Genomic DNA, 25301 nt, shown 5'->3' on the forward strand with positions numbered 1-25301 from the left:
CAGCCTTATAGGGTTTTTTCTTGGCAGTTTCTAAGAACTCTCAGGGAGCGACAGGCGCCAGGTAATCTTCCAGCCGCCTGAGGCTGTCAGCAGCGCCCTGTTTGGCCTGCTGCTCGGCCTGCCTGTAAAGGGCCAGAACAGCCCGGCCGCTTTCCGTCAGCCGCGCGCCGCCGCCGCCGCCGGGGCGGGCCGCCACCACAGGCTCGGCAAAAAGCCGGTTGACGCTATCGACCAGCAGCCATGTCCGCCGGTAAGACATGCCCAAGGCACGCCCCGCCGCTGAAATGGAGCCGGTCTGCTCAATCTGTTCCAGAAGACGTATCTTGCCATGTCCGAGGGCTGGCGCATCGTCCACATCCACTCGTAATGTCAGCCTCAGTCGTGTCATGCCGTCCGCTTCTTACTGCCGCCTGTCGGTCAGGGCACGTCCCGCGCCACCCGCAACCGTAACGGAACCCCTGTATGACCGCTTTTTGTGCAAATACCATCTGGCGCGGCATGACGCCAGACGATCTTGAAGCCGTAACGACACTGGCCGATACGATCCATGCCGACTACCCTGAAGATAAAGCTATTTTTGCTGAACGCCTGCATCTGGCCCCCGAAGGCTGCCTTGTGCTGGACCATGAGGGAACGCCCGGCGGCTATCTGATCAGCCACCCGTGGCGTGGGCTGGTCTGCCCGCCCCTGAACGCGTTGCTGCATACCCTGCCCCAGCCCGCCGACCGCTGGTATCTGCATGACATCGCTCTGGCCCCTGCCGTGCGCGGGGGTGGCCATGCACGCACGGCTATCGAGCACATGCGCGGCCTTGCGCGCAAACATGGGCTGCGCTGGCTGACACTGACCTCAACCGGCCCGGCCCGCGCCTTCTGGCTGGCACAGGGTTTTATTGAAGAACAACCAACTGCGGAGGAACAGGCGGTACTCGCCTCCTACGACGCACAGGCACGACTGCTGTCATGCCCCATCTCACCCACCGGCGAGGCTTAAGGCAACAGGCCCGGCCCCATGACAGGGCCGGATCTGCCATCTGGCTCAGGCGTCGTCTTCGGATGCATCCGCATCAGGGGCGACCATCATGGCCTCGGCCACAACCCCTGCGTGCTCGCGCACTTTCTTTTCAATATCGGCAGCCATTTCGGGGTGATCGCGCAGGAACTGCTTGGCGTTTTCACGCCCCTGCCCGATGCGCTGGCTGTCATAGGAGAACCACGCCCCCGATTTCTCCACCACGCCGGCCTTTACGCCAAGGTCGATCAGCTCGCCCACCTTGCTGATGCCTTCGCCATACATGATGTCAAATTCAACCTGCCGGAAAGGCGGGGCCATCTTGTTCTTGACCACCTTCACGCGCGTCTGGTTGCCCGTAACCTCATCCTTGTCCTTGATCGAACCGATACGGCGGATATCCATGCGCACGGAGGAATAGAACTTCAGCGCGTTACCGCCTGTGGTCGTTTCGGGGTTGCCGAACATGACCCCGATCTTGAGGCGGATCTGGTTGAGGAAGATCATGAGCGTATTGGAGCGCGCCACCGTGCCGGTGAGCTTGCGCAGCGCCTGGCTCATCAGACGGGCGTGCAGGCCCACATGGCTATCGCCCATATCGCCTTCAAGTTCGGCGCGGGGTACGAGAGCGGCCACACTATCCACCACCAGCACGTCGATAGCGCCCGAGCGCACCAGCGTGTCGGCAATTTCCAGCGCCTGTTCGCCTGCATCGGGCTGGCTGATCAGCAGGTTGTCGATATCCACACCCAGCTTGCGGGCATAGCCGGGGTCAAGCGCGTGCTCGGCGTCGATAAAGGCGCAGGTGCCGCCTTTTTTCTGGGCTTCGGCAATGGCGTGCAGGGCCAGCGTGGTTTTGCCCGAGCTTTCCGGCCCGTAGATTTCCACCACACGGCCACGCGGCAGACCGCCAATACCCAGTGCAATATCCAGCCCCAGAGACCCGGTCGAGATCACATCGGCCTGTTCTTTCGGCCGCTGACCCAGCCGCATGACGGACCCCTTGCCGAACGCCCGTTCGATCTGCCCTAGAGCGCCTTCAAGAGCCTTTGCCTTGTCCATACCTGTCATCCTCCGCCGTGATCACGCCAAACCGCCGCAACGCGTGCGCGACCGCCTGTGGTCCACATTAAGAATTTGGTCTCCTTTTGTTCTTTTAGAACAAAAGGAAATATTTGCAAGAAAGAAAGCCAACCCGGCCGCACAGGCAGCCCGCGCCGCCCGATCCGTAAGCACAGAGCTTGCAAACCGGGGCTGGCGCATTGTCAAACCGTCATGTCAGTGAGCAGAGCGTGACGGCACGGCAAGACCCGAGCCACGCGGGTCTGTCCAGCCAAAGCACGCCCCCGCACCCGGCAGACCCGCCGGGCAGGACACAAAATTGGCACGGCCCACGCCATCCACCACCTGCGGCACAACGCCCGCCACAGCAGAGCGCAGGGCAATGGCCGCCGTATCCGCCGCGACATTCTGCCCAGAAGCCGCGGCAATAGCGCGGAACTGCCCACCCGCATGGGCAATGCCCACCGGCAGCAGCGGTAGCGGCCTGCGTGCGGGGGAAGCCCCCAGCACAATACCCGTTGACCCCGCCACACGACCGGTGCCGAACAGGTTATCCATGGTCAGGGCGCAGCCTACGGACAGCCCCTGACGGTCTGTCACGACAAAGCTGGTAGAGGCTGGCAGCGGCGGCAGCGAGCCGCCCGAAGGCAGCGCACCGGCATTGAGCAGCGCCTGAGCATCCGCAATGCTGACGGCAGAGCCGGCACCACCCGCGCGAGCACGCCAGCCCGCTACGACCTGATCCGCCCGCGTACCCTGCCCACCCGCCAGATAGGCGGCAGCAAGGCCCAGCCCGCCATCGGCAGGCGGCGGCAGGGTAATAATATCCACGCCATCGGCCCGGAAGGTCAGCGGCTTGAGTGCGCTGGCAAGGCCCGCACGCAGATCAGCCGCTGTCAGCCCGGCTCCGGCTTCCTGTGCGCCTTCAAGAAAGGTCTGGCCCAGAGCGCCGTTATACAGGTCGCCCACACCGGCATTGCGCAGGCGTTCCAGCGCACCCGCGAGGCGGGTCTGCACCAGAATGTCGTTCATGCCCAGCACATCGCCGGAGTCATTACCGAAAATGGCGCGGGCCTTTTCATCGGCCAGCAGGGCGGAGCGCACCACCTTGAGATCAGCCGCCAGCACACCGCTAACCGCCACACCCCGCGCCGCCATATCCCGGGCAGGGGCGATCAGGTCAGAAAAATCCACGCTGCCATAGCGCATCTGCATCAGGAACAGCCCGCGTGCGAGCATCGGCACGGAAGCAGGACGATCCGTCAGGCCCGTTGCGCCACCAGCCATTGCCCGGCGGCCTTTTACAGAGGCGGGCAGGGGAGCCGCCGCAGCTGTCACGGCACCGGCTTTGGGCAGGAACACAAAAGCCTGCCCCTGTGCCTCGCCCGGTTTCCACGCCAGACAGGCGCCACCGCCACCCAGTGCGGCGCGCGAAGGCAGCGTGACCGCCAGCGCCATACCCAGTGCCGCCGCCGCATCTGCCGCGTTGCCACCCTGCGCCAGCACATCGCGCGCCACCAGCACCGCGCGCGGATCATCCGCCGCGACAGAGCCGCTAAAGCCCGTCACTTTCGCCTGTGTCTGATAAGGGTCAGCGCTGCAGGCCGTCAGGGAGCCTGTCATGGCCAGCGCCAGCGCCGCCCCGCGCAGACGGCCCGGCAGGCGGGAACGGATCTGGACGAAACGGTTAGTCTTGAATCGGGCAGCCACGCCTTGATATCTCCGTTGATAGGCCCACCCGGCGGGCGGACGTCTCTTTTCCATCTTCTGTTCGATTAACCTGCTTTCTTGCAGGCAGCAACAGACATGCGCACGCGCAAGCAACTGCCCCCCTTGCGAGAGCCCTCGCTCGTGCCATACGATCCTGTTTTACGGAGTACCCAACCCCATGCGCGCACTCGCCTCGTTTTTCCGCCCGGCCCTTACTGGCCCGGCCCCTTTTCGCGCGGGTCTGGCCGTGCTGGCGGCCCTGTCCGCCGCCCCTGCGGCCCTGCCCTCCGGGGCGCTGGCCGCTACGGCATCCAGCACTCCCGCGGCAGGCAGCTTTACCCCGACCCAGCGGGCGGAAATCATTTCCATCGTACGCGAGGCGCTGAAATCCGACCCAAGCATTCTGTCCGATGCCGTGGCCTCGCTACAGGCCCATGCAGCGGAACAGAAATCAGCCTCGGCCCTGGATGTCGTGCGCCACAACCCGAGCCTATTCGGCAAAAGCAGCACGGATGTCGTGATCGGCAACCCGCATGGCACGCTTGAAGTGGTAGAATTCTACGACCCGCGCTGCCCCTACTGCCGCAAGGTGCTCGAAGATCTGACCACCCTGAGCGCCTCGGAACCCGAACTGAGGCTGGTGGAAAAAGTTATTCCCATTCTTGGCCCCAACAGCACGCTGGACGCGCAGGCCATCATGGCGGCGGGGCGGCAGAATGCCTATCTGGCTTTCCAGAAAGCGCTCATGACCGATACCGGCGCACCGGGCATGGAACGTATCCGCCGGGTTGCGGCCAGCACCGGGCTGGATACCGCAAAGCTGGAACATGATATGACCAGCAGCGAAACCGCCACCGCCCTTGCACGCAATGTGGCGCTGGCCCGCTCGATCGGGCTGGACGGCACACCCACCTTTATTATCGGCACGCACGAAATCATTCCCGGTGCGGTCTCTCTGGAAGAACTTCAGGCCGCCCTGTCGCGCCTGAAAATGGCCACGCACCCGTAAAACAACTCCGGGGGGGCGAGGAAAAACGCCCCCAAACGACACCGCCCCGATACACCCGCTTGCGTGGTGTATCGGGGCGGTGGAAACCATCAGCCACGCTGCTCTTTGCTCATGCCCCGCAAGGCAGCGGCAAAGAGCGGTGCTGATGTGTTCAGGCGGCCTGTCCGGCGGTCTCGCGGGCAGGGATAACCCCTTCCTCGCGCAGCAGAAGACCGAGAGCGCGCACCATGTCGTCCATCATCTCATCCGTATGGAACGGGCCGGGGGTCAGGCGCAGGCGCTCGGTTCCCTCTGGCACGGTCGGATAATTGATGGGCGTTGCATAATGCCCGAACTCGTTAAGCAGGCGGCGGCTGATACGCTTGCAGCGCTCCGCATCGCCTACAGGAATAGGCACGATATGGCTCGGGGTCATGGTAAACGGCACCCCGGCTGCACGCAGCTTGTGGCGGAACATGTCCACCCGCTCGAACAGGGTTTCGCGCCGCCAGCTTTCCGCACGCACCTTGCGTACACTGGCCAGTGCGGCTCCCACCACGCAGGGCGGCAGGGCGGTTGTGAAAATAAAGCCCGACGCCGTAGAGCGCAGGAAATCCACAATCGTGGCAGAAGCGGTAATGTAACCGCCATGCACGCCAAAGCCTTTGGCCAGCGTGCCTTCGATAATATCCACCTGATCGGCCACGCCATCGCGCTGGGAAACACCGCCGCCTTCCGCGCCGTACAGCCCTACGGCATGCACTTCGTCCAGATAGGTCAGCGCCCCGTAGCGGCGAGCCAGCGCACAGATTCCGGCAATATCCGAAATATCGCCATCCATCGAATACACGCTCTCGAACGCAATCAGCTTGGGCGCATCCGCCGGAGCGGCGGCCAGCTTGGCCTCCAGATCCGCCAGATCGTTATGCGCGAAAATAACGGTCTGAGACCCGCGCGCGCCCTTGATGCCCGCAATCATGGAGGCATGGTTGAGCTGGTCGGAAAAGCAGATCCAGCCGGGCATCGAGGTCAGGATTGTCTGAAGACTGGCCTGATTGGACACATAGCCCGAAATAAACAGAAGCCCGGCTTCCTTGCCGTGCAGGGCTGCCAGTTCGGCCTCAAGCTGGTTATGCAGCGGGCTGGTACCCGCGATATTGCGCGTGCCGCCAGCCCCCGCGCCATGCGCGCGCACGGCCTCGATGGCGGCTTCCTGCACTTCGGGCACCACACCCATGCCCAGATAGTCGTTGGTTGACCACACAACCACATCGCGCGCGCCGGAAACATCCTGACGCTCTTCCTCATAGACGGGGAAATGCTCCGCCTGACGCGAAAGCGGCGTAAACGTCCGGTACCGGCCTGCGTGCCGGATCCGGTCAAGCGCCTCGTCGCAATGGTTATAAAAGGGGTGCCGGGCGTTCTTGATCGCTCCCACGCTAGGTCTCTCCTCGCTCCCTGTCAGAAATGGCTGGGGCCGGGTGCTCGCCCCCTTGCCATTTGCCCGTGCTGGCGCCGACCGCTCCGTGTCGGTTTATCGCACATACACCCGCACGGTAGGCTTCGTCACGGTCGAATCCGGCATGGCCGTCATCTCGACCTGTGCCTGCGGCACGCCTGCATCCATCAGCGCCTGCATAACGGCCCGTCCATCCCCCGATGCCAGGGCAATCAGGGCAGTGGAGACGAACCTTTCCGCGTTGCTCCCCTCTTTATATGTCGGGGGCGGTACGGCCGGGCCGGGGGGCACGAGACAGCGCACAACAAACAGCGCCTCAGGCTTACGGGCCAGTGCGCGGCGCGCAATGTCCTGCACCTGCGCTTTCCAGTCTGCCTCGGGGGTGCCTGCCACCAACTCTATCAGCGGCGGAGCGGGCGGGCGGCCGGGGCGCGCAGGCGGCACATAAGGCCGGGGCGGTACACCGGCATGCGGATTGAAGGTTTTCTGGTCAACCAGCTTACAGCCTGTCAGGCTCAGCAGCACAAAGGACAGGGGCAGGGCGGTTAATGCCCACTGACGACCCGTCCGAAAAAAATCCTGAATGGAAACCGGCTGCATGGTCGAAGAATGCTCCCTGCTGGTTACGCGCAGGCCCCGCTCCGGCCCGCCCTGCCGGGCCTGTACGGCACGACGACTCGCTTCTCTTCCTCCTTTCTTTCGCGCCTGCCAGCAGCCCGCGCAAGCCCCCAGCGTCTTTTACGCTCTGGCCAAACGCTGCACGCCCCGCTTAAAATAGCCGCCAAAGCTGGAGCGCCCGCAGGCGCGCCATGCGCTCGCCCTCGTCTGGAACCCGATGGCCACACACACCATCCTTGCCCCCTCCGCCGTGCAAGACGGCCCGCAGGCTGCCCTTTCGGCTCAGGATGCGCTGGTCATCCGGCTGGCCACGGCCGCCCGCGCCCTACTGGACGACCCAGCGGCACAAGACGCCGCCCAGAGCCACAACGCCACCGAACTGCATCAGCTCTGCCTTGTCGTAACCGCCTTATGGTGCCGCGTCCTGCGGTATGACCCCGCCACACCCGACTGGCCCGACCGCGACCGTTTTATCGTGCCCTCCCAAGCCATGCTGCCGCTGCTGCGGGCCATGCTGCTCCTGAGCACCCCCGAACCAGACACCACCCTACCGCTGGACTTTGGCCTGCACCCGGCGGTGGAAATAGCCCCCGGCCCCGCCGGGCAAGGCATTGCCTCGGCCGTGGGTATGGCGCTGGCCGAAGAAATTCTGGCGGCTCGGCATGGCCGCTCGCTCGTCAACCACCGGACATGGGTTCTGGCGCGTGACAGCGACCTGCTGACCGGCATAGCCCTTGAAGCCGCCCAGCTTGCCGGGCGATTTGGCCTGAACCGGCTGGCGGTGCTGGTCTGCCCGGCCCCCCGCACCGACCCGACCGATTTTTCAGACTCGCTGGCGCGGTTTGGTGCATCGGGCTGGAGCGTGCGCAGGGTCAACGCCCACAGCCTGCCCGCCATCACCGCAGCCCTGAACGCTACCTTGCGGGCGCGCAAGCCCACCCTGCTGGCCTGCCTGCCCGATGGCCCGAACCCGCACCCCCCCATGCCCGCCGAGGAAGAACAGACCGGCCCATGGAGCCCCACCGCGCGGCGCGGCGCATCGGCCCGGCGCTCATGGCTGCGGCGGCTGACCCGCCACAGGGCGCGCACCCAGTTCGAGCGCGAGCAGGCGGGCCTTGCCCCCCCGCTGCTCTCCGAGGACTGGCCACGCCTGTGGCGGCATGACCTGCGGGGCAATTCCTCGCAGCATGTCGCACTGGCAGGGCTTCGCACGCTCCAGATATTACGGCCCGAACTGGCCGTGCTGGCGGCGGCCTCCAGCACATCCGGCTCGGCCCACGATATTCCCGACCCGCACTGGCCCTGCGGCCTGCAAGAACACGGCATGGCGGGCATGCTGGGGGGCATGGCCCTGCATGGCGGCGTACTGGCCTGCGGGGTTGCGGGCATGATTACCATCGACCGCATGCGCCCAGCCCTGCGCATGACCGCCCTCATGCGCCGTAAGGTACTATATCTGCTCACCAATGACGGGCTGGCCCTGAGCGATGGCGGAGGGGGCTGGCAACCCGTGGAACAACTGGCCAGCCTGCGCGCCATGCCGCACCTTGCCGTGTTCCGCCCCGCCAGTGCGCAGGAAACCTTTGCCTGCTGGCAGGCAGCACTTCTCTGGCCCGAAGGCCCGGCCCTGCTGGTGCTCTGCCCGCATGATATGCCCGACCCCACCGCCCCGGACGGCAACAGCCCCCCCTCCGGCACAGGAGCCTCGGGCTTTGGTTCCGCCACCCATGGCGGCTATGTGCTGTCCGGCACGCGCAATAGGCTGGTGACCCTGATTGCCTCCGGGCCGGAAGTAGCCGTTGCCACGGCGGCCGCCCGGCTTCTGGCCGTGCAGGGCATACGGGCTGCGGTGGTATCCATCTGCTGTTGGGAAGTCTTTGCCCGCCAGACCGAAGCCTACCGCGCCACCGTGCTGGGGAGCACCCAGAACGACACGCCATCGCCCCTGCGGGTTGGCATAGAAGCCGCCAGCAGTTTTGGCTGGGAACGGTGGCTTGGGGCTGATGGAATTTTCATCGGAATGGATGATTTTGGCATATCCGCCCCGGCCAACGCGGTGTATGAACGCTTCGGTATAACAGCCAAAGCAGTCTGCGGCAGGGTTATGGAACGCCTTGGCGTAGTCGCCACGGAGCAAGGGTCAGCCCAAGAGGCGGATCTGTCCTAGAAGAAGATCATAAAAAAAACTACGGAGAACCACCCCATGGCAGTCAAAATCGCAATTAATGGCTTTGGCCGGATCGGCCGTCTTGTCCTGCGCGGCATTATTGAAAGTGGCCGCACCGATGTCGTGCCGGTCGCCATCAACGATCTCGGCAGTGTTGAAGACAACGCCCACCTGCTCAGCTATGACAGCGTGCACGGCCGTCTGGCCGCCGATGTAAAAGTTGTAGACGGCAAACTGGTCATTTCCGCCAATGGCCGCACATGGGACCCCATCACCGTTTCCGCCGAGCGCGACCCCTCCAAGGTGCCTTTCGCGGGCATTGACGTGGCGATGGAATGCACGGGCCTGTTCACCACGCGTGAAAAAGCCGCTCAGCTTCTGGCCGCTGGCGCGCGCAAGGTAATCGTATCCGCCCCCGCAACCGATGTGGATGCCACCATCGTTTACGGCGTGAACGAGTCCGTTCTGACCGCCGACATGGAGGTTATCTCCAACGCTTCGTGCACCACCAACTGTCTGGCTCCGGTAGCCAAGGTGCTGGAAGACGCCTTCGGGATCGAACGCGGCTACATGGTCACGATCCATTCCTACACCGGCGATCAGCGCACGGTGGACACCCTGCACAAAGACCTCCGCCGCGCCCGCGCTGCTGGCCTGAACATGATCCCCACCTCCACCGGGGCAGCCCGCGCCGTGGGTCTGGTTCTGCCGCAGCTCAAGGGCAAGCTGGATGGCACCGCCATTCGCGTGCCTACGGCCAATGTGTCCGTGGTGTCGCTGGACTTCGTGCCCAAGACCGCACCCGCCAGTGTCGAAGCCGTAAATGCCGCCATCAAGGCCGTGGTGGATTCCGGCAGCATGAAGAACGCTCTGGCTTACTGTGATGCGCCGCTGGTCAGCTCCGACTTCAACCACGCCATTGCATCCTCCACCTTCGATGCCACCCAGACCGCTCTGGTCGATGGCGGCAAGCTGGTGCGCGTATGCTCCTGGTACGACAATGAATGGGGCTTCTCCAACCGCATGTCCGACACGGCAGCCCTGTTCGGTTCGCTCTAATGGCCGAAGCCCTTCCCTTCGCAACGCTGGATACGCTTGACCCCAAGGGCAAGCGCATTCTCGTGCGCGTGGACCTGAACGTACCGATGAAGGACGGTCAGGTTGGCGATCAGACCCGGATCGAACGGATTGTCCCCACAATCCGCGAACTGGCGGACAAAGGTGGGCGGGTTATCCTGCTCAGCCATTTCGACCGCCCCAAGGGCAAGGTCGTGCCCGACATGTCGCTCAAGCCCATTGCTACGGCACTGGCCACCGCACTGGGTCGGCCTGTCAGCTTCGCGCATGACTGCATTGGCGATGAAGCCGAAGCCGCCGTGCGCACCCTGCGCGATGGCGAGGTGCTGCTGCTGGAAAATACCCGCTTCCAGCCCGGCGAGGAAAAGAACGACCCCGATCTGGCCACGGCCATTGCCCGTCTGGGCGATGTGTACGTGAACGACGCCTTTTCCGCGGCACACCGCGCCCATGCCTCCACCGCTGGCGTGGCAGAACACCTGCCCGCCTTTGGTGGCCGCCTGATGGAAGCCGAACTGGCCGCCCTGTATGCCGCCCTTGAAAACCCCGAACGCCCCGTGGGCGCCATCGTGGGTGGGGCCAAGATTTCCACCAAGCTGGAACTGCTTGAAAACATGCTGGCCAAGGTGAACATGCTCGCCATTGGCGGGGCTATGGCCAATACGTTCCTTGCGGCTCAGGGCGTGAATGTCGGCAAATCCCTCAAGGAAGAGGAAATGCTCGACACCGCGCGCAAGATCATGGCCGAAGCCAAAACGCGCGGCTGCGATCTGGTTCTGCCGGTGGATGTGGTCGTAACCGAGGAATTCATGGCTGGCGCCCCCACGCGGGTCGTGCCGGTATCGGAAATTCCCGATGGCTGGATGGCGCTCGATGTCGGCCCTCAGAGCGTGCAGATGCTCAACGCCAAACTGGCAGGGCTGAAAACGCTGGTCTGGAATGGCCCGCTGGGCGTGTTTGAACTGCCTCCCTTCGACGAGGGCACAAACGCTGTCGCACAGGAAGCCGCACGGCTGACAAAAGCCGGCACGCTCAAGACCGTGGCAGGTGGTGGGGATACCGTGGCCGCCCTGCGCCATGCAGGTGTGCTGGACGACATGACCTATGTCTCGACCGCCGGGGGCGCGTTCCTTGAGTGGCTGGAAGGCAAGATCCTGCCGGGCCTTACGGCTATCAGCACCACACTGGAAAAAACGCTGCCGGTCTGAACCCCGGCAGGCACAGCCTCCCCCTTTGTCTGGCCATAACCGGACAAAGGGGCGGTGGCCCGCTACCCTTAAAAAAAGATACCCGCCAGATGCGGTGGCACCGCCAGGATGTTCTCCTGCTTGCCAGCCCAGTCAAACGCAACGGGCACAAAATCCTCCACCTTGGTACGAATAGCCAGAACACGATAGCCACGCGGCAGGGTGTTCATGAATGTTTCCTCATTCACAAAGCTTTTTTTCGTATCCCGGTTCAGCTCCATAATAATAACCGGCTGATCACGCTCCAGCGTCCTGCGCAGGCCGCGCAGCACATGCGGCTCAAACCCCTCCACATCAATCTTCACCAGCCCAATGGCGACCGGTATATCCGCAAGAACCGTATCACCCACACGCACAGGCAGCGGCACCCCAGAACCGGCTTTGGAAGCTGTTATAAAATATCCTGTTCCCATATTGTCTTTTTCAGGCGGGACAAATAAAAGCGCCCCCGCCTTATCCCCCAGACCAAAGGGGAAAAGCCTGATATTGGAAAAACCGTTTCTTTCTACATTGCTTTTTAATCTTGAAAAAACAGCCGGAAATGGTTCAAACGCCAGAACGGATGAAAACAGCCTGCTACCCAGAATGGAAAACAGCCCGCTATTGGCTCCAATATCCAGAAAAGCCTGCTCCGAAAGACCGGGAATAATTTTCACACAATACTGCATGCAGGATAGCGTGCTCTGCTCATACATGCCGGTATAATAAACAAATGTATCAATAAGATTGGACGGAGCGCAGCAATAGTCCAATCCGAACAGATTTACGCGGCGCTCCCCCTTCAAGCCCCGTGGCACCAGCCAGCCCAGCAGCTTTCTGCGCAGCGCAAATGGCAAAAACCGCCAGTGCAACACCCCACGCAGGAGCCGCTCCGCAACGCTGGGCCGCTCAACCGACACAGGCTGAACCACAGCGCTCACTGGTCTTTCATAACCGCGACATCCCTCTGCATAGAGTGCTTTTTCCGCCGCGCAGGCATACGGCTAAACAACTGCGCCACCAGCACCCCCCCCATAACAACAGCCCCACCAAACAGCGTACGCAGGCTTGGCACTTCCCCCAGCATGAAATACGCCATGACCAGCACCGTAGGCGCATCGAGATACAAAAAGCCTGCCGAACGCGCGACCCCCATACGCCCCACGACATGCGCCCAGGCAGCATAGCCAACAACGGAGGGGAAAATCGCCAGCACCAGCATCAGAATCCACGGAGCCATTCCATGCCCCTGTGCCTGCGTAATCGCACCCGGCAACCACGGAAGCAGCGCCACCGCCCCGCACAGTAAAATCCATGCCGTTGTGGGCAGCGGGCCATAACGGCTGATAAGGGGTTTTTGCAGTACGTAATACAAAGCCGTACACAAAGCCGCAGCCAGAATACAGGAAGCCCCCGAACCAAAGGAAAAGCCACCCGGTTGCCCGCCCCCGATAATAGCAACCCCCAGAAAACTGATACCCGAGCCAACCCAGCCCGCAAGCGGCAGTTTTTCGCGTATGAAAACCACCGCCATCATGGCGGTCAGCAACGGAGAAATATTGATGAGCAGACTGGCCGCCCCGGCCGTAACGCTCTGCTCTCCCATGTTGAACAGGATTGTATAAAGCGCAATGCCCACGCCGCCACACAATGCAAAACGCGGCAGATCAACCAGACGGGGTAAGGCAGGGCGCGTATAGGCCGCCCATGTCATGATCAGCGTTGCCGCCAGAGCGTAACGCAATGCCGACAGCCCGGCTGGAGAAAAATACTCCAGCGCCATCCGAATAACCGGATAACCGCACGACCACGAAAGCAGGGTTACACACAGGGCAAAGAGCGGCAGGGGGTCATGGCTGCCTGAACGGACAGCACCAGTGCGATGATCATGCGCCATACCCACACCCTTTTCGGCCCTGCTGGCCCCCACCGAATATCGTAAAAAAAGCCCCTATTCGCGCCCCAGAACCTGATCATTCAGGAACGAAGACAGGGCACTGGCCGTAAAGTCCTGCTTCAAACGGGCTTCGTCATATTCCGTTTCCACCCATGTCAGAAACGGCAGGCGGCCTTCCGCTTCGGCCTGGTAACGCAGAAAAAACGCATCCAGTATGCCGGTACGCGAACGCCTGAAATGCCCATACCGCCATGAAAGCTGCGCCAATGCTTGCTGCGCCGTACCGCCCTCAAACAGCACAACCAGACCAGAAGCCAGCCCCGCCCTGTCAGCACCGGATTTGCAGTGCATGAGCATGGGAAAGGTTAAAGACTGGTACAGTCCCGCAAAGCGCAAAATACGGTCACGGTGCGGTGCGCCACGGCTTTCAAACGCCATATCCACATGGGCCAGCCCCAGCCTGTGCGCGGCCTCACGCGACAGCGCATCCGATCCGCAACGACGATGCCCCCGCAGGTTTACCAGCGTACGCAGGCCCAATAGCCGGGCCGCCCGACGCAGGCGCGCAGGCGTAGGGTGGTTACAGCGATAAACCTTGCCCGGCACCACTTCATGAAAATTGGTCCATGCCAGACGAAACACGGCATGATCGACAAAAAGACTGTCGCTCCATGCCCGCGCCCGACCACGCCATGACGAAAGGTTACCATCAAACACGAAAAACCCTGCCCCCGCTTACGGCCCTGCGGCCTGCATTCGCAGCCCCAAGGTGTTTCATTTCCGGCTCTCCGCGTCAATCATTCCCGCCCGCCACGCCAAAAACTATCGGCGGGGTTTCTGGCCCGCTATCCTGCATCTATGCGAACCTGTCACGAAAAACATAGAGTTAGGCGGCCTGTTTCCATAGCCACAACAAGAGCCAACTCTCTGTTCTGGCGTCCAGCATAAAAAACCCCGGCGCGAAAAGACTTCGCGCCGGGGTTTTTTGTCTCATCACCTACGCAGGGCAGGTGGCGGGTCTCTGGCTTACAGCTTGCGTTCGAGCTGCAGTTCCTTGATCCGCCCGATAGCCTTGGCCGGGTTCAGACCCTTGGGGCAGGTCTGGGTGCAGTTCATGATGGTGCGGCAGGCATAGAGCTTGAAAGTATCGTCCAGCGCATCCAGCCGGTGGCCCGTGTTTTCGTCGCGGCTGTCGGCAATCCAGCGATAGGCAGCCAGCAGCACGGCCGGGCCGAGATACTTATCACCATTCCACCAGTAGGACGGACAGGACGTGGTGCAGCAGAAGCACAGGATGCACTCCCACATACCATCGAGCTTGCTGCGTTCTTCAATGCTCTGGCGGCGCTCACCATCGGGCGGCGGGGCGCTGTCAGCCTGCATCCAGGGCTGGATGGAGCGGAGCTGCGCATAAGCGCCATCCAGATTGGACACCAGATCCTTGACGATAGGCATGTGCGGCAGCGGATAAATCCGCACATCGCCCTTGATGTCCTTGATCGGCTTGAGGCAGGCCAGCGTGTTTTCGCCATCAATATTCATGGCGCACGAGCCGCAGATCCCCTCTCGGCAGGAGCGCCGGAAGGTGAGTGTGGGGTCCACCTCGTTCTTGATATGGATGATGGCGTCAAGCACCATCGGCCCGAACGTATCCAGATCAAGTTCATAGGTATCAATGACCGGGTTTTTGCCGTCATCCGGCGACCAGCGGTAAATCTTGAATGACTTGACGTTTTTCGCGCCCGCCGGAGCGGGAAAGGTCTTGCCTGTCCCCACGGTGCTGTTGCGCGGCAGTCTGAGTTCGACCATGTTCGCCTCCCTTTGCCCTGCGGATCAGTAAACGCGCTTTTTGGGCGGGAAAACCTCGACCTCATCGGTCAGGGTCTTCAGGTGTACCGGACGGTATGAGAGTTTCACGCCGCCTTTTTCGTCCAGCCAGGACACGGAATGCTTGAGCCATTCCTTGTCGTCACGATCAGGGAAATCGTCACGGGCATGCGCACCACGGCTTTCGTGCCGCGCCAGACCGCTTTCCAGCGTGGCGGTGGCATTGGCCAGCAGGTTTTCGAATTCCAGCGCTTCCATCAGATCCGAGTTCCAGATCAGAGAAGAGTCGGAAACCGAAATATCGCCAATTCCGCCCCAGATTTCGTGAATCTTGTCCACGCCTTCCTGAAGGCTTTCCTGCGTGCGGAACACGGCGGCATGTGTCTGCATGTCGCGCTGGAGGCGCTCACGCATGGCCGAAACGCGCGTGCCGCCCTTGGCGTAACGCAGCTTGTCCAGACGATCGAGCGCGAACTCTCCAGCCCCTGCGGGCAGCGGGCGCGTAAAGTCGGTCGGCTTGACCACTTCGGCAGCACGGCGGGCCGCCGCACGACCGAACACGATCAGATCCAGTAGCGAGTTGGTGCCAAGGCGGTTCGCGCCATGCACGGACACACAGGCGGCCTCGCCCACGGCCATCAGGCCCGGCACCACGGCATCGGGGTTTTCGGCTGTGGGGCGAATGACCTCGCCATGAATATTGGTGGGGATACCGCCCATATTGTAATGCACGGTCGGCAGAACCGGAACGGGTTCCTTGGTAACGTCCACACCGGCGAAAATGCGCGACGTTTCCAGAATACCCGGCAGGCGTTCATGCAGCAGGTCGGAGCCAAGGTGCTCCAGATGCATCATGATATGATCCTTTTTAGGACCACAGCCACGGCCTTCCTTGATTTCAATCGTCATCGCGCGGGACACGACATCGCGCGAGGCCAGATCCTTGGCGGTAGGGGCGTAGCGTTCCATGAAACGCTCACCCTCGGAGTTGGTCAGATAACCACCCTCACCACGGCAGCCTTCGGTCAGCAGGCAGCCCGCCGGGTAAATGCCCGTGGGGTGGAACTGCACGAACTCCATGTCCTGCGTAGGCAGGCCAGCACGCATGACCATGCCGTTCCCGTCGCCCGTGCAGGTATGCGCGGAGGTGCAGGACTGATAGGCGCGGCCGTAACCACCCGTGGCCAGCACAACCATTTTCGCATTGAAGCGGTGAATGGTGCCGTCATCCTGACACCAGGCCATGACACCGCGACACGCCCCTTCGTCATCCATGATCAGGTCAATGCCGAAATATTCGACAAAGAACTCCACGTTATGCTTTAGGCACTGCTGATAGAGCGTATGCAGGATGGCATGGCCCGTACGGTCGGCGGCGGCGCAGGCGCGCGGCACCGGAGCCTTACCGTATTCGCTCATATGCCCACCGAACGGACGCTGGTAGATGCGGCCATCTTCCGTGCGGGAGAACGGCACACCGAAATGTTCAAGTTCCTGCACGGCAGGCACGGCCTCGCGGCACATGAACTCGATGGCGTCCTGATCGCCCAGCCAGTCCGACCCTTTTACGGTATCGTACATGTGCCAGCGCCAGTTATCCTCGGCCATATTGCCCAGAGAGGCACCAATGCCCCCCTGTGCGGCCACGGTATGGCTGCGTGTGGGAAAAACCTTGGTAACACAGGCGGTTTTCAGGCCAGCGGCCCCCATGCCCAGTGTCGCACGCAGGCCGGAACCACCCGCCCCAACGACCACGACATCATAAGCGTGATCAACAATCCGGTAAGCTCCCCTTGAAGGAGAGGAATTGGCATTCATCGTGACGGCGCTCCCATGTGCGTTAGGCCTGTCAGTCCGTTCAGGTTCATGCCGCACCAAGCCTTGACAGCCGGGCGGCGCAGAATTTCAGTGCAGTGCGGGGCCAGCTATTTGCTGGAACTGCCGCCAGCCACCAGCTTGATGACCGCGAACACGCCCAGCAGCCCCAGCAGGGATGTGACGATCTTGACCGCGAGGCGGGCAGGCAGATGTGCCTTGCCATGCACGTAGTCATCCACGATCACCTGCAGGCCCACCTGCGCATGATAGAAGGTGGTGATAATCACCGCCGCCAGCATGGTGGCGTTGCAGGGCTTGGCGCCCCAGCGGGCCACTTCGGCGTGATCGGCCCCGCCAAGGCGGAACATCTGCACCACAAACCACGTTGAAAGTGGCAGGAGCGATGCAGCGGAAGCGCGTTCCGCCCACCAGTGCGCCGTGCCGGACTGACCGGCCCCAAGGCCACGTGCGCGGCCAAGCTGCGAGCGCATGACCTCAATATGAGGAGTGGATGTGTTCATGTCAGGACACCTTCGCGGCTTTGGCGCGGGCGTGCCTGCGGCGGCCAGCGACACACAGCAGAGCGATACCGAGCACTGCGCTCACGCCTGCCGTCACCTTGACGGCAACAGGGCCGTCCTTGTTCAGTTCTTCCTTGTCGTAGCGGTGGCCCGCATCCCAGATCAGATGGCGGATCCCGCCAACCGTATGGTAAACGACCGAACCCAGCCAGCCGAGCAGCACAAGCTGTCCCAGCGGGTTGCCCGTAACCTTGCGCGCCGTCTCGAACGCCTTCGGCCCTTTGGCCGCGGCCCCGAGCCAGAACACACCAAGAGCGGCCCCGCCCGTGGCGATCACGCCGGTAATCCGGTTCGATATGGAAAGAACCATGGAAAGCCGGTAACGATAGACTTGCAGATGCGGCGACATGGGTCGCTCAATCAGCGTGCCGTCGCTTCGGCTTCCTACATAGAGGGCCTTGCGGATATCCTGCATTGGTGCCTGTACCCCGTCTCTATCCCGCCGCTGGATCGGAGCCCAGCGGGCTTGCATCGTTTTGTCCTACGCCCCGCACCTTGGAGCGGTCAATTCAACCGCTCAACACGAGACCGAGAGGCGCGGGATTCTCACTCAGCCGTGTGATCCGCACCGCCTTTCGAGCCGGTTATGCCCCTGTTACGGCCTGCGTGCTGCCCGCCCGCGCGGCAAAAGGCCACGCGGACTCCGCAACACGACTGCCTCAGGCATGCACGGGCAGCAGATCAAGTGCGATCATGGTTTCGGCAATCTGCACCGCGTTCAGGGCCGCACCCTTGCGCAGGTTGTCAGACACACACCAGAACGCCAGACCGTTGGGCACGGTGGGGTCAATACGCAGGCGTGAGACATAGCTTGCATCCTCGCCTACGCATTCGATGGGGGTGACGTACCCACCATCTTCACGCTGGTCGAGCACCACAATGCCTTCAGATTCACGCAGGGCTTCGTAAGCGCGGGCGAGGTCTACCGGCTCGGCAAACTCGGCTACAATGGACTCGGAATGGCCGATAAACACCGGCACGCGCACGCAGGTGGCGATCACCTCCACATCGGGGTCGAGAATTTTCTTGGTCTCGACTCGCATCTTCCATTCTTCCTTGGTCGCGCCGTCATCCATAAAACGGTCGATCTGGGGAATGCAGTTGAACGCGATCTGCTTTTGGAACTGTTCCACCTTGGGCGGATCGTTCACGAACGTGCCACGTGTCTGGGCAAACAGCTCGTCCATGCCATCCTTGCCCGCGCCGGACACCGCCTGATAGGTGGACACCACAACGCGCTTGAGCGTGAACAGATCATGCAGCGGCTTGAGTGCCACCACCATCTGGATGGTAGAGCAGTTGGGATTGGCAATGATGTTGCGCTTGAGGGACTTGAGCGCGTTGGGGTTCACTTCCGGCACCACCAGCGGCACATCAGGCTCCATACGGAAATGCGATGTGTTGTCGATCACCACGCAGCCAGCCTTGGCGGCAATAGGCGCGTATTTGGCAGAAACCGAACCACCGGGCGAGAACAGCCCGATATCCCATCCGGTAAAGTCAAAGGTTTCGAGGTTCTGCACCTTAAGCGTGCGGTTACCGAACGAAACCTCGCGCCCGGCAGAACGCGGCGAGGCCAGTGCTACAATATCATCGACCGGAAATTCGCGCTCTGCCAGCGTCTTGAGAATTTCCCGCCCCACGGCACCCGTTGCGCCTACAACAGCGACCCGATAACCCATGATTCACCTTTTAACGTCTGTAACGACCGACCCCTGCGCCAGCCTCTTGCGGGCGAGATTCTAGACCATTCGCAGCAGGAATGGAATTGGGGGGACGCAAGCCGTTAAAAGGACAGGCCAGCCGGGCAGGAGGGGCAGGGCTTCAGCCCTGCGGCGCAACCTGCGCAAAGGCCCAGTCCAGCCACGGCAGCAGGGCGCTGACATCCGCTGCTTCTACCGTAGCCCCACCCCAGATCCGCAGGCCCGTAGGCGCATCGCGGTAGCTGGCAAGGTCAAAGCCAACGCCTTCGGTTTCCAGCAGGGCCAGCATGGCCTTGAGCGCCTTGCCCTGAGCCGCCGCATCAAGCCCCAGAAACCACGGGGCGACAATCCGCAGGCAGATGGCGGTAGAGGAACGCTGGGCCGGGTCGGTGGCGAGAAACTCCACCCAGTCGGTTTTTTCCACCCATTCCGTCACCACAGCCAGACTGGCAGCGCTGCGGGCTTTCAGGGCTTCAAGCCCACCGATAGACTCCGCCCAGATCAGCCCATCCAGCGCATCTTCCACGCACAGCATGGAAGGGGTGTTAATGGTATCCCCCCGGAAAATGCCTTCGATCAGCGCGCCTTTTGAGGTCATGCGGAAAATCTTGGGCAGTGCGCGCGGCGCTTTGTAGCTTTCCAGCCGGGCCACAGCACGCGGGGAAAGTGCAATCATGCCGTGTGCGGCCTCGCCACCCAGCGCTTTCTGCCATGACCATGTGACAACATCCAGCCGGTCCCACGGCAGGTCCATGGCAAAGGCAGCGGACGTGGCATCGCAGATCACAAGTCCGTCATGCCGGGCGGGAATGGCCTCGCCATTCGGCAGGCGCACACCCGATGTGGTGCCGTTCCATGCCAGCACGACATCATGCGTCCAGTCCACCTGAGCCAGATCGGGCAGATTGCCATACTCGGCTGACAGCACGCGCGTATTTTCCAGCGCGAGCTGCGCCGTAATGTCCTGCGCCCACAGAGCCGAAAAACTTTCAAACGCCAGCACATCAACCGGGCGTTCGCCCAGCAGCGACCACAGCGCCATTTCCATCGCGCCCGTATCGGACGCGGGCACAATACCCACACGCCAGTCCTGCGGCACGCCCAGCACCCGGCGCGAGCGCACGATAACATCGTTCAGTCGGGCGCGGCCTTCGGGCGAGCGGTGCGAACGCCCCACCAGCGCGCCGGAGAGCGCCGCCACACTCCAGCCGGGGCGCTTGGCGCATGGCCCGGACGAAAAACACGGATTGAGCGGCCGGACAGATGGACGGGACAGCACGGAGGGAGAAAGCGCGTTCATAAGCCTGGCCGAATTTCAAACGGGAAAGAAAATCTGGTACGAGAGAGGGGATTCGAACCCCTATGCCTTTCGGCGGTCGATTTTGAGTCGACTACGTCTACCGTTCCGTCACTCTCGCAGGGTTAAGCGGTTTCTGTCCTACCAGTAAAACCGCCTGCGGAAAAGAGCGCTCCGGGCAGGGGCCGGGTATTCGCCTTTTTTCCGACATAACAACACGCAATGGTGGCAACCGCACGAGGGGTCTGGGCCCCCCGCGAACGACAGATATGACGCGAAGGCGATATTCATGACCATGTCAAAAATGTTTCTGGCGCTTCCCCTGATGACGGGGCTGGTCGCGGCCGGGGTTCCCGCGCTGGCCCACGCTCAGGACAGCGCGCCAGCGGCCACCACACAGGGTAACGCCCCAGGAACGCCCGGCATGCACGGCCCCCATGACGGCCCCCACGGCCCCATGCACTGTGGCCCCGGCAGCCCGTTCATGCACCTTGATGGCATTACGCTGAGTGCTGACCAGAAAAAGAAGCTCCATGCCATTATGGAAGCCAACCGCCCGGCCGACCCCAAAGCCGCCATGGAGCAGATGCACGGCCTGCACAAGCAGATCCGCACCCTGCTGACCACGCCCGGCCCGGTGGACAAAGCCCATCTGCAGGAACTCGAACAGCAGCTTGCCTCGCTGGAAAACCAGCGCGTGCTCAAGCACCTTCAGATTGATGTGCAGATTCACGATCTGCTGACCCCCGAACAGCTCAAGGAACTGGCGGCCCGCCCGGATATGCCGCCCCCGCCCCCTCCGCCGCCGCCCGGCAAGGATGCGCCCAAACCCGAATAACCCCCATTATGCCGCGACTTTAACGGCAGGGCGACCATGTTCCATGGTCGCCCTTTTCTATTGGCTGCCCCCATGCCGAACAGTTTTGTCGCAGCCGCCTCCCACATAGAACAGTGGACAAAGCACACACCACAGAGAAAGATGTGCCGCTTTCCGCCCCAGACATTGTTGTTATTGATGCGCGCAAACGTTTCTCCCCCTGTTACCCTTACTTTCCCGCTGATCGTTCTGCTCGGTCTGGTTACGGCCATTGGCCCACTGGCGACAGACATGTATCTGCCCGCCTTTCCGCAGCTTGATGTTGAACTGGGCCACGGACCCGGCTCGGCGCAGATGACACTGGCGGCGTGGTTTCTGGGGCTGGCGTTGGGCCAGTTTTCTCAAGGCCCGCTGTCAGACCGCTTCGGGCGCAAAGGGCCGCTGATTGTAGGGCTGGCCATTTTTGGCATAGCCAGTGCGGGATGCGCTGTGGCGCATGATTACAGGATGTTCTGTTTTTTGCGCTTCCTGAGCGCACTAGGCGGCTCGGCCAGCGCCGTGATTCCACGCGCCTCGGTGCGGGACGTGGCCACAGGCCACAAGGGCGCACATATTATGGCGCAGCTCACCCTTGTCTTTGGGGTCATGCCCATACTCGCCCCAACCCTTGGCAGTCTGGTGCTGAGGTTTGGCTCGTGGCGGAATATCTTCTGGGTGGCGGCGGTTTATGCCGCACTTGGCATTATCGCAACCCAGCTCATGCTGCCTGACACATTAGCCCCTGAGCGCCGTATCCGGCTGACAGCATCGGATGTGCTCAGCCGCTACCGGGGCATTCTGGCCGAGCCGGTCTTTTTGTCCAATGCGCTGATCACCAGTTTTTCCAGCTTTGTCATGTTTGCCTATCTGGGGGGGGCGCCGGTTCTGTTCGAGCAGGTTCTGGGCTTTTCTCCCTCCGGCTTCGGGCTGTTTTTCGGCATTAACGCCTCGTTCTTCATTCTGGGTACCCAGATCAACGGCAGGCTGGTTCACCATTTTTCCCTGCCTGCCATTTTAGAAGCCGCCATTCTGTGGGCCTGTGTGCTGGGCGGGGTGTTTGTGGTGCTGTCGGTCATGGGCATTGCCGGGCCAAACCACCCCATACTGACCTGCATGCTGATTACCAGCATCACTGCGGCATTGGGCTTTATCGGCCCCAATGGCACGGTGTTGTCCTTTTCACGCCACGGGCAGCATGCGGGGAGTGCTTCGGCCATGCTGGGTACGCTGCAATTCACACTGGGGGCGGGCAGTAGTGTGCTGGTGGGACTCATGCCCCAACATGGTGCGCTGCCAACTGCCATCGGTATGGCAACCGGCGCGGTTTGCATGGCGGGCAGTAACCTGCTGCGCCGTCAGGCAACGGATGCGAACGAACAGGAAGCCTGACCCCCGCCGCACGCCTTTAGTTTTCTGAATCCGCACCCAAGGGGGAGGAAGATGACCTGCGCCCTGCCTTCCTGCCCGAAGACAGGCCGGAATCGGTCGTATTCAGCATAGCTGGTGGCTTGCCGTAGACCGCCTGTGTCTGCGGAGTAATGGTATGGCCATCCTGCAGGCGCATCGGCCCAGCAGTACCACCGGACTCCGGCGAGACAACCTCGTACCGTTCCTCGGGTTTTGGTGGCGGGGGTTTGACCCGTGGATGACCTGCGGCCGCAGCCTGACGGTCACGCTCCTGTTCGAGCTTTTCCTGCCGTTCCACATCGCGCTGGGCGGCGCGGGCCTCGGCCTCGGCGGCTTCGGGCAGGAAGCGGCCCGGCCGCTCGTAAGGCAGGTCTATGTTATCGCCTTCAATCGGCTCATGGCAGCCGGTGAGCAAAGGCCCGAGAACCAGAAAGCCACCCACGGCCGTACGCACAAGCCTGCCACCGCCCACTCTGCGGCACTGTCTGTCCAGAACCATGCGTGTCGCCCGCGCCGAAAGAAGAAAACCAGAAAACCGGAAGCTCAGCCTTCGATCCGGCGGGCCTCATCAGGCAGCATCACGGGAATGCCATCACGGATAGGGAAGGCCAGCCCGGCCTTTTCGCTGATCAGCTCGCCCGTGGCGGCGTTATAGGTCAGCGGCCCCTTGGTGACAGGGCACACCAGCACGGACAGCAGGCGCGCATCAATCGGCGCGGTTGCGGTTGCGGTATCGGACATGGACAGCTTTCCCCACATATTTCTTGCCAGCACAGGCCTGTTGCCCGTGGCGTGCCGCCACCTTCAGGACGGCGGGCCTTCGTGTTCCGGCCCGGCCATGTCCAGCAGTGTCTGCAGCACCCGCACGCGCTCGGTCAGGCTTGCCGCATCAAGCAATGCCTGTTTTTCCGCCGGAGGGAAAGGACAGATCATGGGCAGGGTAACCAGCAGCATGCTGTCATCCATCTGTTCGATGAGCGACCAGCGGGCATCCAGCCCTTTGCTGTGGAAATACCGGCGCATGGACTCAAGCAGATGGGCGCGGTCAAATGGCTCGGACGGGATTTCGTTCAGATCACCCGCGAAGGTGGAGGCATCAATCCGCCCCACACGGTAGCCACGGCGCGGCGTGGTCTCGCGCAGGAGCCTAAAGCGCGTCACCCCGGACAGGGTAATGGCGTATGTGCCATCGGCCCGCTCGGTAAAGGAGGCAATCCGCCCCAGTGTGCCCACGCCATACAGAGGCGGGGCGGCATTGTCCTCGTCATCCTCCTCGCGCCAGCGGGGCTGGATCAGCCCCAGCAGACGGTTGGTGGCCAGCGCGTCCTCCACCAGCGCCACGTAGCGCGGCTCGAACACATTGAGCGGTAGCCGCCCACGCGGGAACAGCAGCACCCCCGAAAGCGGAAACAGCCCCACTTCCGGCGGCATGTCCGCCAGCGTCATGTCCTGTACGCGCGGAATGCGACGGGGGATGTCATCTTCCGCGAAAGGAGAGACGCGCGTACCCATGTGTTACGAGAACAGCAGCGATGACAGGCGGCGGCGGGCCGCGAGGGTATCGGGGTCATCATGCCCCCATGCCTCGAAAAACCGCAGGAGCTGCTGACGGGCGGCACCGTCTTTCCAGCCCCGGTCAGCCCGGATGACATGCAGCAGCTCGGCTGCGGCATCCGCCCTCCGGCCTGCCGCATTCAGCGCTGTGGCCAGTTCGCAGCGGGCTTCGAAATCCTCGGGATTGGCAGCAAGGCGGGCCTGAATGCCCTCCATGGCTTCAGCCGCCTGACGGCCTTCGCGCTTGAGTTCGAGCGCTGCGCGCGCACCTGCCACTTCGGGAGCATTGGTGATTTTTTCCGGCACGTCCGCCAGAGCAGCGGCGGCGGATTCTTCATCATCCAGTGCCAGCATGGCGCGCACCAGACCGCCCCAAGCCCGGGGGTTTTCCTCTTCCTCACCAATAACAGAGGAATACAGCTCGGCCGCAACATCCGGGCGGCCGGTTTCCAGCGCGGTATCGGCTTCGTGCAGGCGTTCGGTGGCGGGTAGCGTGCCGCCGCCACTGGCCTTGAGCACGGTTTCAACAAATTTCTTCACGCCGCTTTCAGGTTGCGCCCCCTGAAACACATCAAGGATCTGGCCTTTCCAGAACGCCGCCACCAGCGGAATGGACTGGAGCGGCAGCCCCACCTGTGCAAGCTGGGCCGCCAGCGCACGGTTGGCCTCGATATCGACCTTAACCAGCCGCACCTTACCCTTGGCCGCGCGTACGACCTTTTCCAGCACGGGGGCAAGCTGCTTACACGGCCCGCACCAGTCCGCCCAGAAATCCACCAGAACCGGAACGGCGCGGCTGGCCTCGATCACGTCCTCCATAAAGGTGTCTTGCGTGCCGTCCTTAATCAGATCCGCCTGTGCGCCTGCCGTATCCGGCTGGCCGATGAGCTGTTCCATCGGTTCTGTTCCCTGCTCTGGCCACGGCGCGCCGTGGCGTGTCTGTTCTTGCTGTCCTAGATGGGCAATCTTGCCCCACAGGGCAAGACCTCAGAAAATCACGTCCGAAGGGATCTGGCGGGGGAGGATTGCACGTAACCCCATTC

25 protein-coding genes and 1 tRNA gene are annotated in these 25301 nt (G+C 62.4%); 7 read left to right on the top strand and 19 right to left on the bottom strand.

From position 1 onward, the window contains the following. Nucleotides 1–40: 40 nt before the first annotated feature. The gene (locus tag J2D75_RS09520; RefSeq protein ID WP_207854594.1) at nt 41–388 is read right to left on the bottom strand and encodes a winged helix-turn-helix domain-containing protein; all 348 of its coding nucleotides are present in this window, start codon (nt 386–388) and stop codon (nt 41–43) included. A 74-nt stretch (nt 389–462) separates the two neighbouring features. Here J2D75_RS09520 and J2D75_RS09525 point away from each other — a divergent pair, with 74 nt between their 5' ends. Next, nucleotides 463–993, top strand: a complete 531-nt coding sequence (locus tag J2D75_RS09525) for a GNAT family N-acetyltransferase (RefSeq protein WP_207854595.1) — start codon at nt 463–465, stop codon at nt 991–993. 45 nt (nt 994–1038) lie between these two features. Here J2D75_RS09525 and recA read toward each other — a convergent pair whose 3' ends face one another. Together recA and J2D75_RS09535 are read right to left on the bottom strand one after the other, a co-directional pair. Next, nucleotides 1039–2073, bottom strand: a complete 1035-nt coding sequence (gene recA, locus J2D75_RS09530) for a recombinase RecA (protein ID WP_279381460.1) — start codon at nt 2071–2073, stop codon at nt 1039–1041. Nucleotides 2074–2289: 216 nt separating this feature from the next. Next, a complete protein-coding gene (locus J2D75_RS09535) occupies nt 2290–3783 on the bottom strand; it encodes a gamma-glutamyltransferase (RefSeq protein ID WP_207854597.1) in 1494 nt (497 codons plus the stop codon). Nucleotides 3784–3961: 178 nt separating this feature from the next. Here J2D75_RS09535 and J2D75_RS09540 point away from each other — a divergent pair, with 178 nt between their 5' ends. After that, nucleotides 3962–4792, top strand: a complete 831-nt coding sequence (locus J2D75_RS09540) for a DsbA family protein (RefSeq protein WP_207854598.1) — start codon at nt 3962–3964, stop codon at nt 4790–4792. Nucleotides 4793–4943: 151 nt separating this feature from the next. On the opposite strand, the gene hemA is transcribed toward J2D75_RS09540, so the two are convergent. Together hemA and J2D75_RS09550 are read right to left on the bottom strand one after the other, a co-directional pair. Beyond that, complete coding sequence (hemA, locus tag J2D75_RS09545) at nt 4944–6209, bottom strand: 5-aminolevulinate synthase (protein ID WP_207854599.1); 1266 nt, start codon at nt 6207–6209, stop codon at nt 4944–4946. Between the two features lie 96 nt (nt 6210–6305). Further along, nucleotides 6306–6830, bottom strand: coding sequence for a hypothetical protein (locus J2D75_RS09550; RefSeq protein WP_207854600.1), 525 nt, complete (start codon nt 6828–6830; stop codon nt 6306–6308). Nucleotides 6831–7065: 235 nt separating this feature from the next. Here J2D75_RS09550 and J2D75_RS09555 point away from each other — a divergent pair, with 235 nt between their 5' ends. From J2D75_RS09555 to J2D75_RS09565, 3 genes are read left to right on the top strand one after another with little or no spacing between them, the layout of a single operon-like run. Beyond that, on the top strand, nt 7066–9015 hold the full coding sequence (locus J2D75_RS09555; protein WP_207854601.1) for a transketolase-like TK C-terminal-containing protein: 1950 nt from the start codon (nt 7066–7068) through the stop codon (nt 9013–9015). Between the two features lie 36 nt (nt 9016–9051). Then, a complete protein-coding gene (gap, locus tag J2D75_RS09560) occupies nt 9052–10074 on the top strand; it encodes a type I glyceraldehyde-3-phosphate dehydrogenase (RefSeq protein ID WP_207854602.1) in 1023 nt (340 codons plus the stop codon). Then, a complete protein-coding gene (locus J2D75_RS09565; protein WP_207854603.1) occupies nt 10074–11300 on the top strand; it encodes a phosphoglycerate kinase in 1227 nt (408 codons plus the stop codon). The genes gap and J2D75_RS09565 overlap by 1 nt, the downstream gene beginning before the upstream one ends. Nucleotides 11301–11368: 68 nt before the next feature. Here the strand turns inward: J2D75_RS09565 and J2D75_RS09570 are convergent, their stop codons facing one another. The 10 genes from J2D75_RS09570 to J2D75_RS09615 form a co-directional block, all read right to left on the bottom strand. After that, a complete protein-coding gene (locus J2D75_RS09570; RefSeq protein ID WP_207854604.1) occupies nt 11369–12259 on the bottom strand; it encodes an FkbM family methyltransferase in 891 nt (296 codons plus the stop codon). Further along, nucleotides 12256–13215, bottom strand: a complete 960-nt coding sequence (locus J2D75_RS09575) for a DMT family transporter (protein WP_207854605.1) — start codon at nt 13213–13215, stop codon at nt 12256–12258. Before J2D75_RS09575 ends, J2D75_RS09570 begins: the two co-directional genes overlap by 4 nt. Nucleotides 13216–13269: 54 nt before the next feature. Then, nucleotides 13270–13932: a protein-tyrosine phosphatase family protein gene (locus J2D75_RS09580; RefSeq protein ID WP_207854606.1), complete on the bottom strand. Its 663-nt coding sequence runs from the start codon at nt 13930–13932 to the stop codon at nt 13270–13272. 309 nt (nt 13933–14241) lie between these two features. After that, nucleotides 14242–15024, bottom strand: a complete 783-nt coding sequence (locus tag J2D75_RS09585) for a succinate dehydrogenase iron-sulfur subunit (RefSeq protein ID WP_207854607.1) — start codon at nt 15022–15024, stop codon at nt 14242–14244. Between the two features lie 24 nt (nt 15025–15048). Further along, complete coding sequence (gene sdhA, locus J2D75_RS09590; protein WP_207854608.1) at nt 15049–16860, bottom strand: succinate dehydrogenase flavoprotein subunit; 1812 nt, start codon at nt 16858–16860, stop codon at nt 15049–15051. A 107-nt stretch (nt 16861–16967) separates the two neighbouring features. After that, nucleotides 16968–17381 (bottom strand): succinate dehydrogenase, hydrophobic membrane anchor protein, encoded by a 414-nt coding sequence (sdhD, locus tag J2D75_RS09595; RefSeq protein WP_207854609.1) that lies wholly within the window; start codon nt 17379–17381, stop codon nt 16968–16970. A gap of 1 nt (nt 17382) precedes the next feature. Then, entirely contained in the window at nt 17383–17856 is a 474-nt protein-coding gene (gene sdhC, locus J2D75_RS09600) for a succinate dehydrogenase, cytochrome b556 subunit (protein WP_207854642.1), read from the bottom strand. A gap of 244 nt (nt 17857–18100) precedes the next feature. Next, the gene (locus tag J2D75_RS09605) at nt 18101–19123 is read right to left on the bottom strand and encodes an aspartate-semialdehyde dehydrogenase (RefSeq protein ID WP_207854610.1); all 1023 of its coding nucleotides are present in this window, start codon (nt 19121–19123) and stop codon (nt 18101–18103) included. Between the two features lie 142 nt (nt 19124–19265). Next, entirely contained in the window at nt 19266–20444 is a 1179-nt protein-coding gene (locus J2D75_RS09610) for a phosphoserine transaminase (RefSeq protein WP_207854611.1), read from the bottom strand. A 34-nt stretch (nt 20445–20478) separates the two neighbouring features. After that, a tRNA-Leu gene (locus tag J2D75_RS09615) sits at nt 20479–20562 on the bottom strand. Nucleotides 20563–20730: 168 nt separating this feature from the next. Here J2D75_RS09615 and J2D75_RS09620 point away from each other — a divergent pair. Beyond that, entirely contained in the window at nt 20731–21279 is a 549-nt protein-coding gene (locus J2D75_RS09620; RefSeq protein ID WP_243428652.1) for a Spy/CpxP family protein refolding chaperone, read from the top strand. Between the two features lie 177 nt (nt 21280–21456). Further along, entirely contained in the window at nt 21457–22686 is a 1230-nt protein-coding gene (locus tag J2D75_RS09625; RefSeq protein ID WP_207854612.1) for a multidrug effflux MFS transporter, read from the top strand. A gap of 16 nt (nt 22687–22702) precedes the next feature. Here J2D75_RS09625 and J2D75_RS09630 read toward each other — a convergent pair whose 3' ends face one another. From J2D75_RS09630 to J2D75_RS09645, 4 genes are all read right to left on the bottom strand, one after another. Further along, nucleotides 22703–23203, bottom strand: coding sequence for a hypothetical protein (locus J2D75_RS09630; RefSeq protein WP_243428653.1), 501 nt, complete (start codon nt 23201–23203; stop codon nt 22703–22705). Nucleotides 23204–23247: 44 nt separating this feature from the next. Further along, a complete protein-coding gene (locus J2D75_RS09635) occupies nt 23248–23445 on the bottom strand; it encodes a Trm112 family protein (protein ID WP_025861085.1) in 198 nt (65 codons plus the stop codon). A 63-nt stretch (nt 23446–23508) separates the two neighbouring features. After that, nucleotides 23509–24216, bottom strand: coding sequence for an LON peptidase substrate-binding domain-containing protein (locus tag J2D75_RS09640; RefSeq protein ID WP_207854613.1), 708 nt, complete (start codon nt 24214–24216; stop codon nt 23509–23511). 3 nt (nt 24217–24219) lie between these two features. Continuing rightward, nucleotides 24220–25155, bottom strand: coding sequence for a tetratricopeptide repeat protein (locus J2D75_RS09645; protein WP_207854614.1), 936 nt, complete (start codon nt 25153–25155; stop codon nt 24220–24222). Nucleotides 25156–25301: the final 146 nt, after the last annotated feature.

It is taken from the genome of Acetobacter suratthaniensis, from assembly GCF_017377745.1.
In the GTDB taxonomy this organism is placed as follows: Bacteria; Pseudomonadota; Alphaproteobacteria; order Acetobacterales; family Acetobacteraceae; genus Acetobacter; species Acetobacter suratthaniensis.

Bases quoted from the DNA above. Each gene is read 5' to 3' on its own strand.
- J2D75_RS09640 (WP_207854613.1), bottom strand. From the start codon at position 24,216: ATGGGTACGCGCGTCTCTCCTTTCGCGGAAGATGACATCCCCCGTCGC.
- J2D75_RS09620 (WP_243428652.1), top strand. From the start codon at position 20,731: ATGACCATGTCAAAAATGTTTCTGGCGCTTCCCCTGATGACGGGGCTG.
- J2D75_RS09520 (WP_207854594.1), bottom strand. From the start codon at position 388: ATGACACGACTGAGGCTGACATTACGAGTGGATGTGGACGATGCGCCA.
- J2D75_RS09575 (WP_207854605.1), bottom strand. From the start codon at position 13,215: ATGGCGCATGATCATCGCACTGGTGCTGTCCGTTCAGGCAGCCATGAC.
- sdhC (WP_207854642.1), bottom strand. From the start codon at position 17,856: ATGCAGGATATCCGCAAGGCCCTCTATGTAGGAAGCCGAAGCGACGGC.
- recA (WP_279381460.1), bottom strand. From the start codon at position 2,073: ATGGACAAGGCAAAGGCTCTTGAAGGCGCTCTAGGGCAGATCGAACGG.
- J2D75_RS09565 (WP_207854603.1), top strand. From the start codon at position 10,074: ATGGCCGAAGCCCTTCCCTTCGCAACGCTGGATACGCTTGACCCCAAG.
- sdhD (WP_207854609.1), bottom strand. From the start codon at position 17,381: ATGAACACATCCACTCCTCATATTGAGGTCATGCGCTCGCAGCTTGGC.
- sdhA (WP_207854608.1), bottom strand. From the start codon at position 16,860: ATGAATGCCAATTCCTCTCCTTCAAGGGGAGCTTACCGGATTGTTGAT.
- J2D75_RS09645 (WP_207854614.1), bottom strand. From the start codon at position 25,155: ATGGAACAGCTCATCGGCCAGCCGGATACGGCAGGCGCACAGGCGGAT.
- J2D75_RS09540 (WP_207854598.1), top strand. From the start codon at position 3,962: ATGCGCGCACTCGCCTCGTTTTTCCGCCCGGCCCTTACTGGCCCGGCC.
- J2D75_RS09610 (WP_207854611.1), bottom strand. From the start codon at position 20,444: ATGAACGCGCTTTCTCCCTCCGTGCTGTCCCGTCCATCTGTCCGGCCG.
- J2D75_RS09550 (WP_207854600.1), bottom strand. From the start codon at position 6,830: ATGCAGCCGGTTTCCATTCAGGATTTTTTTCGGACGGGTCGTCAGTGG.
- J2D75_RS09605 (WP_207854610.1), bottom strand. From the start codon at position 19,123: ATGGGTTATCGGGTCGCTGTTGTAGGCGCAACGGGTGCCGTGGGGCGG.
- J2D75_RS09625 (WP_207854612.1), top strand. From the start codon at position 21,457: ATGCGCGCAAACGTTTCTCCCCCTGTTACCCTTACTTTCCCGCTGATC.
- gap (WP_207854602.1), top strand. From the start codon at position 9,052: ATGGCAGTCAAAATCGCAATTAATGGCTTTGGCCGGATCGGCCGTCTT.
- J2D75_RS09585 (WP_207854607.1), bottom strand. From the start codon at position 15,024: ATGGTCGAACTCAGACTGCCGCGCAACAGCACCGTGGGGACAGGCAAG.
- J2D75_RS09630 (WP_243428653.1), bottom strand. From the start codon at position 23,203: ATGGTTCTGGACAGACAGTGCCGCAGAGTGGGCGGTGGCAGGCTTGTG.
- J2D75_RS09635 (WP_025861085.1), bottom strand. From the start codon at position 23,445: ATGTCCGATACCGCAACCGCAACCGCGCCGATTGATGCGCGCCTGCTG.
- J2D75_RS09555 (WP_207854601.1), top strand. From the start codon at position 7,066: ATGGCCACACACACCATCCTTGCCCCCTCCGCCGTGCAAGACGGCCCG.
- J2D75_RS09525 (WP_207854595.1), top strand. From the start codon at position 463: ATGACCGCTTTTTGTGCAAATACCATCTGGCGCGGCATGACGCCAGAC.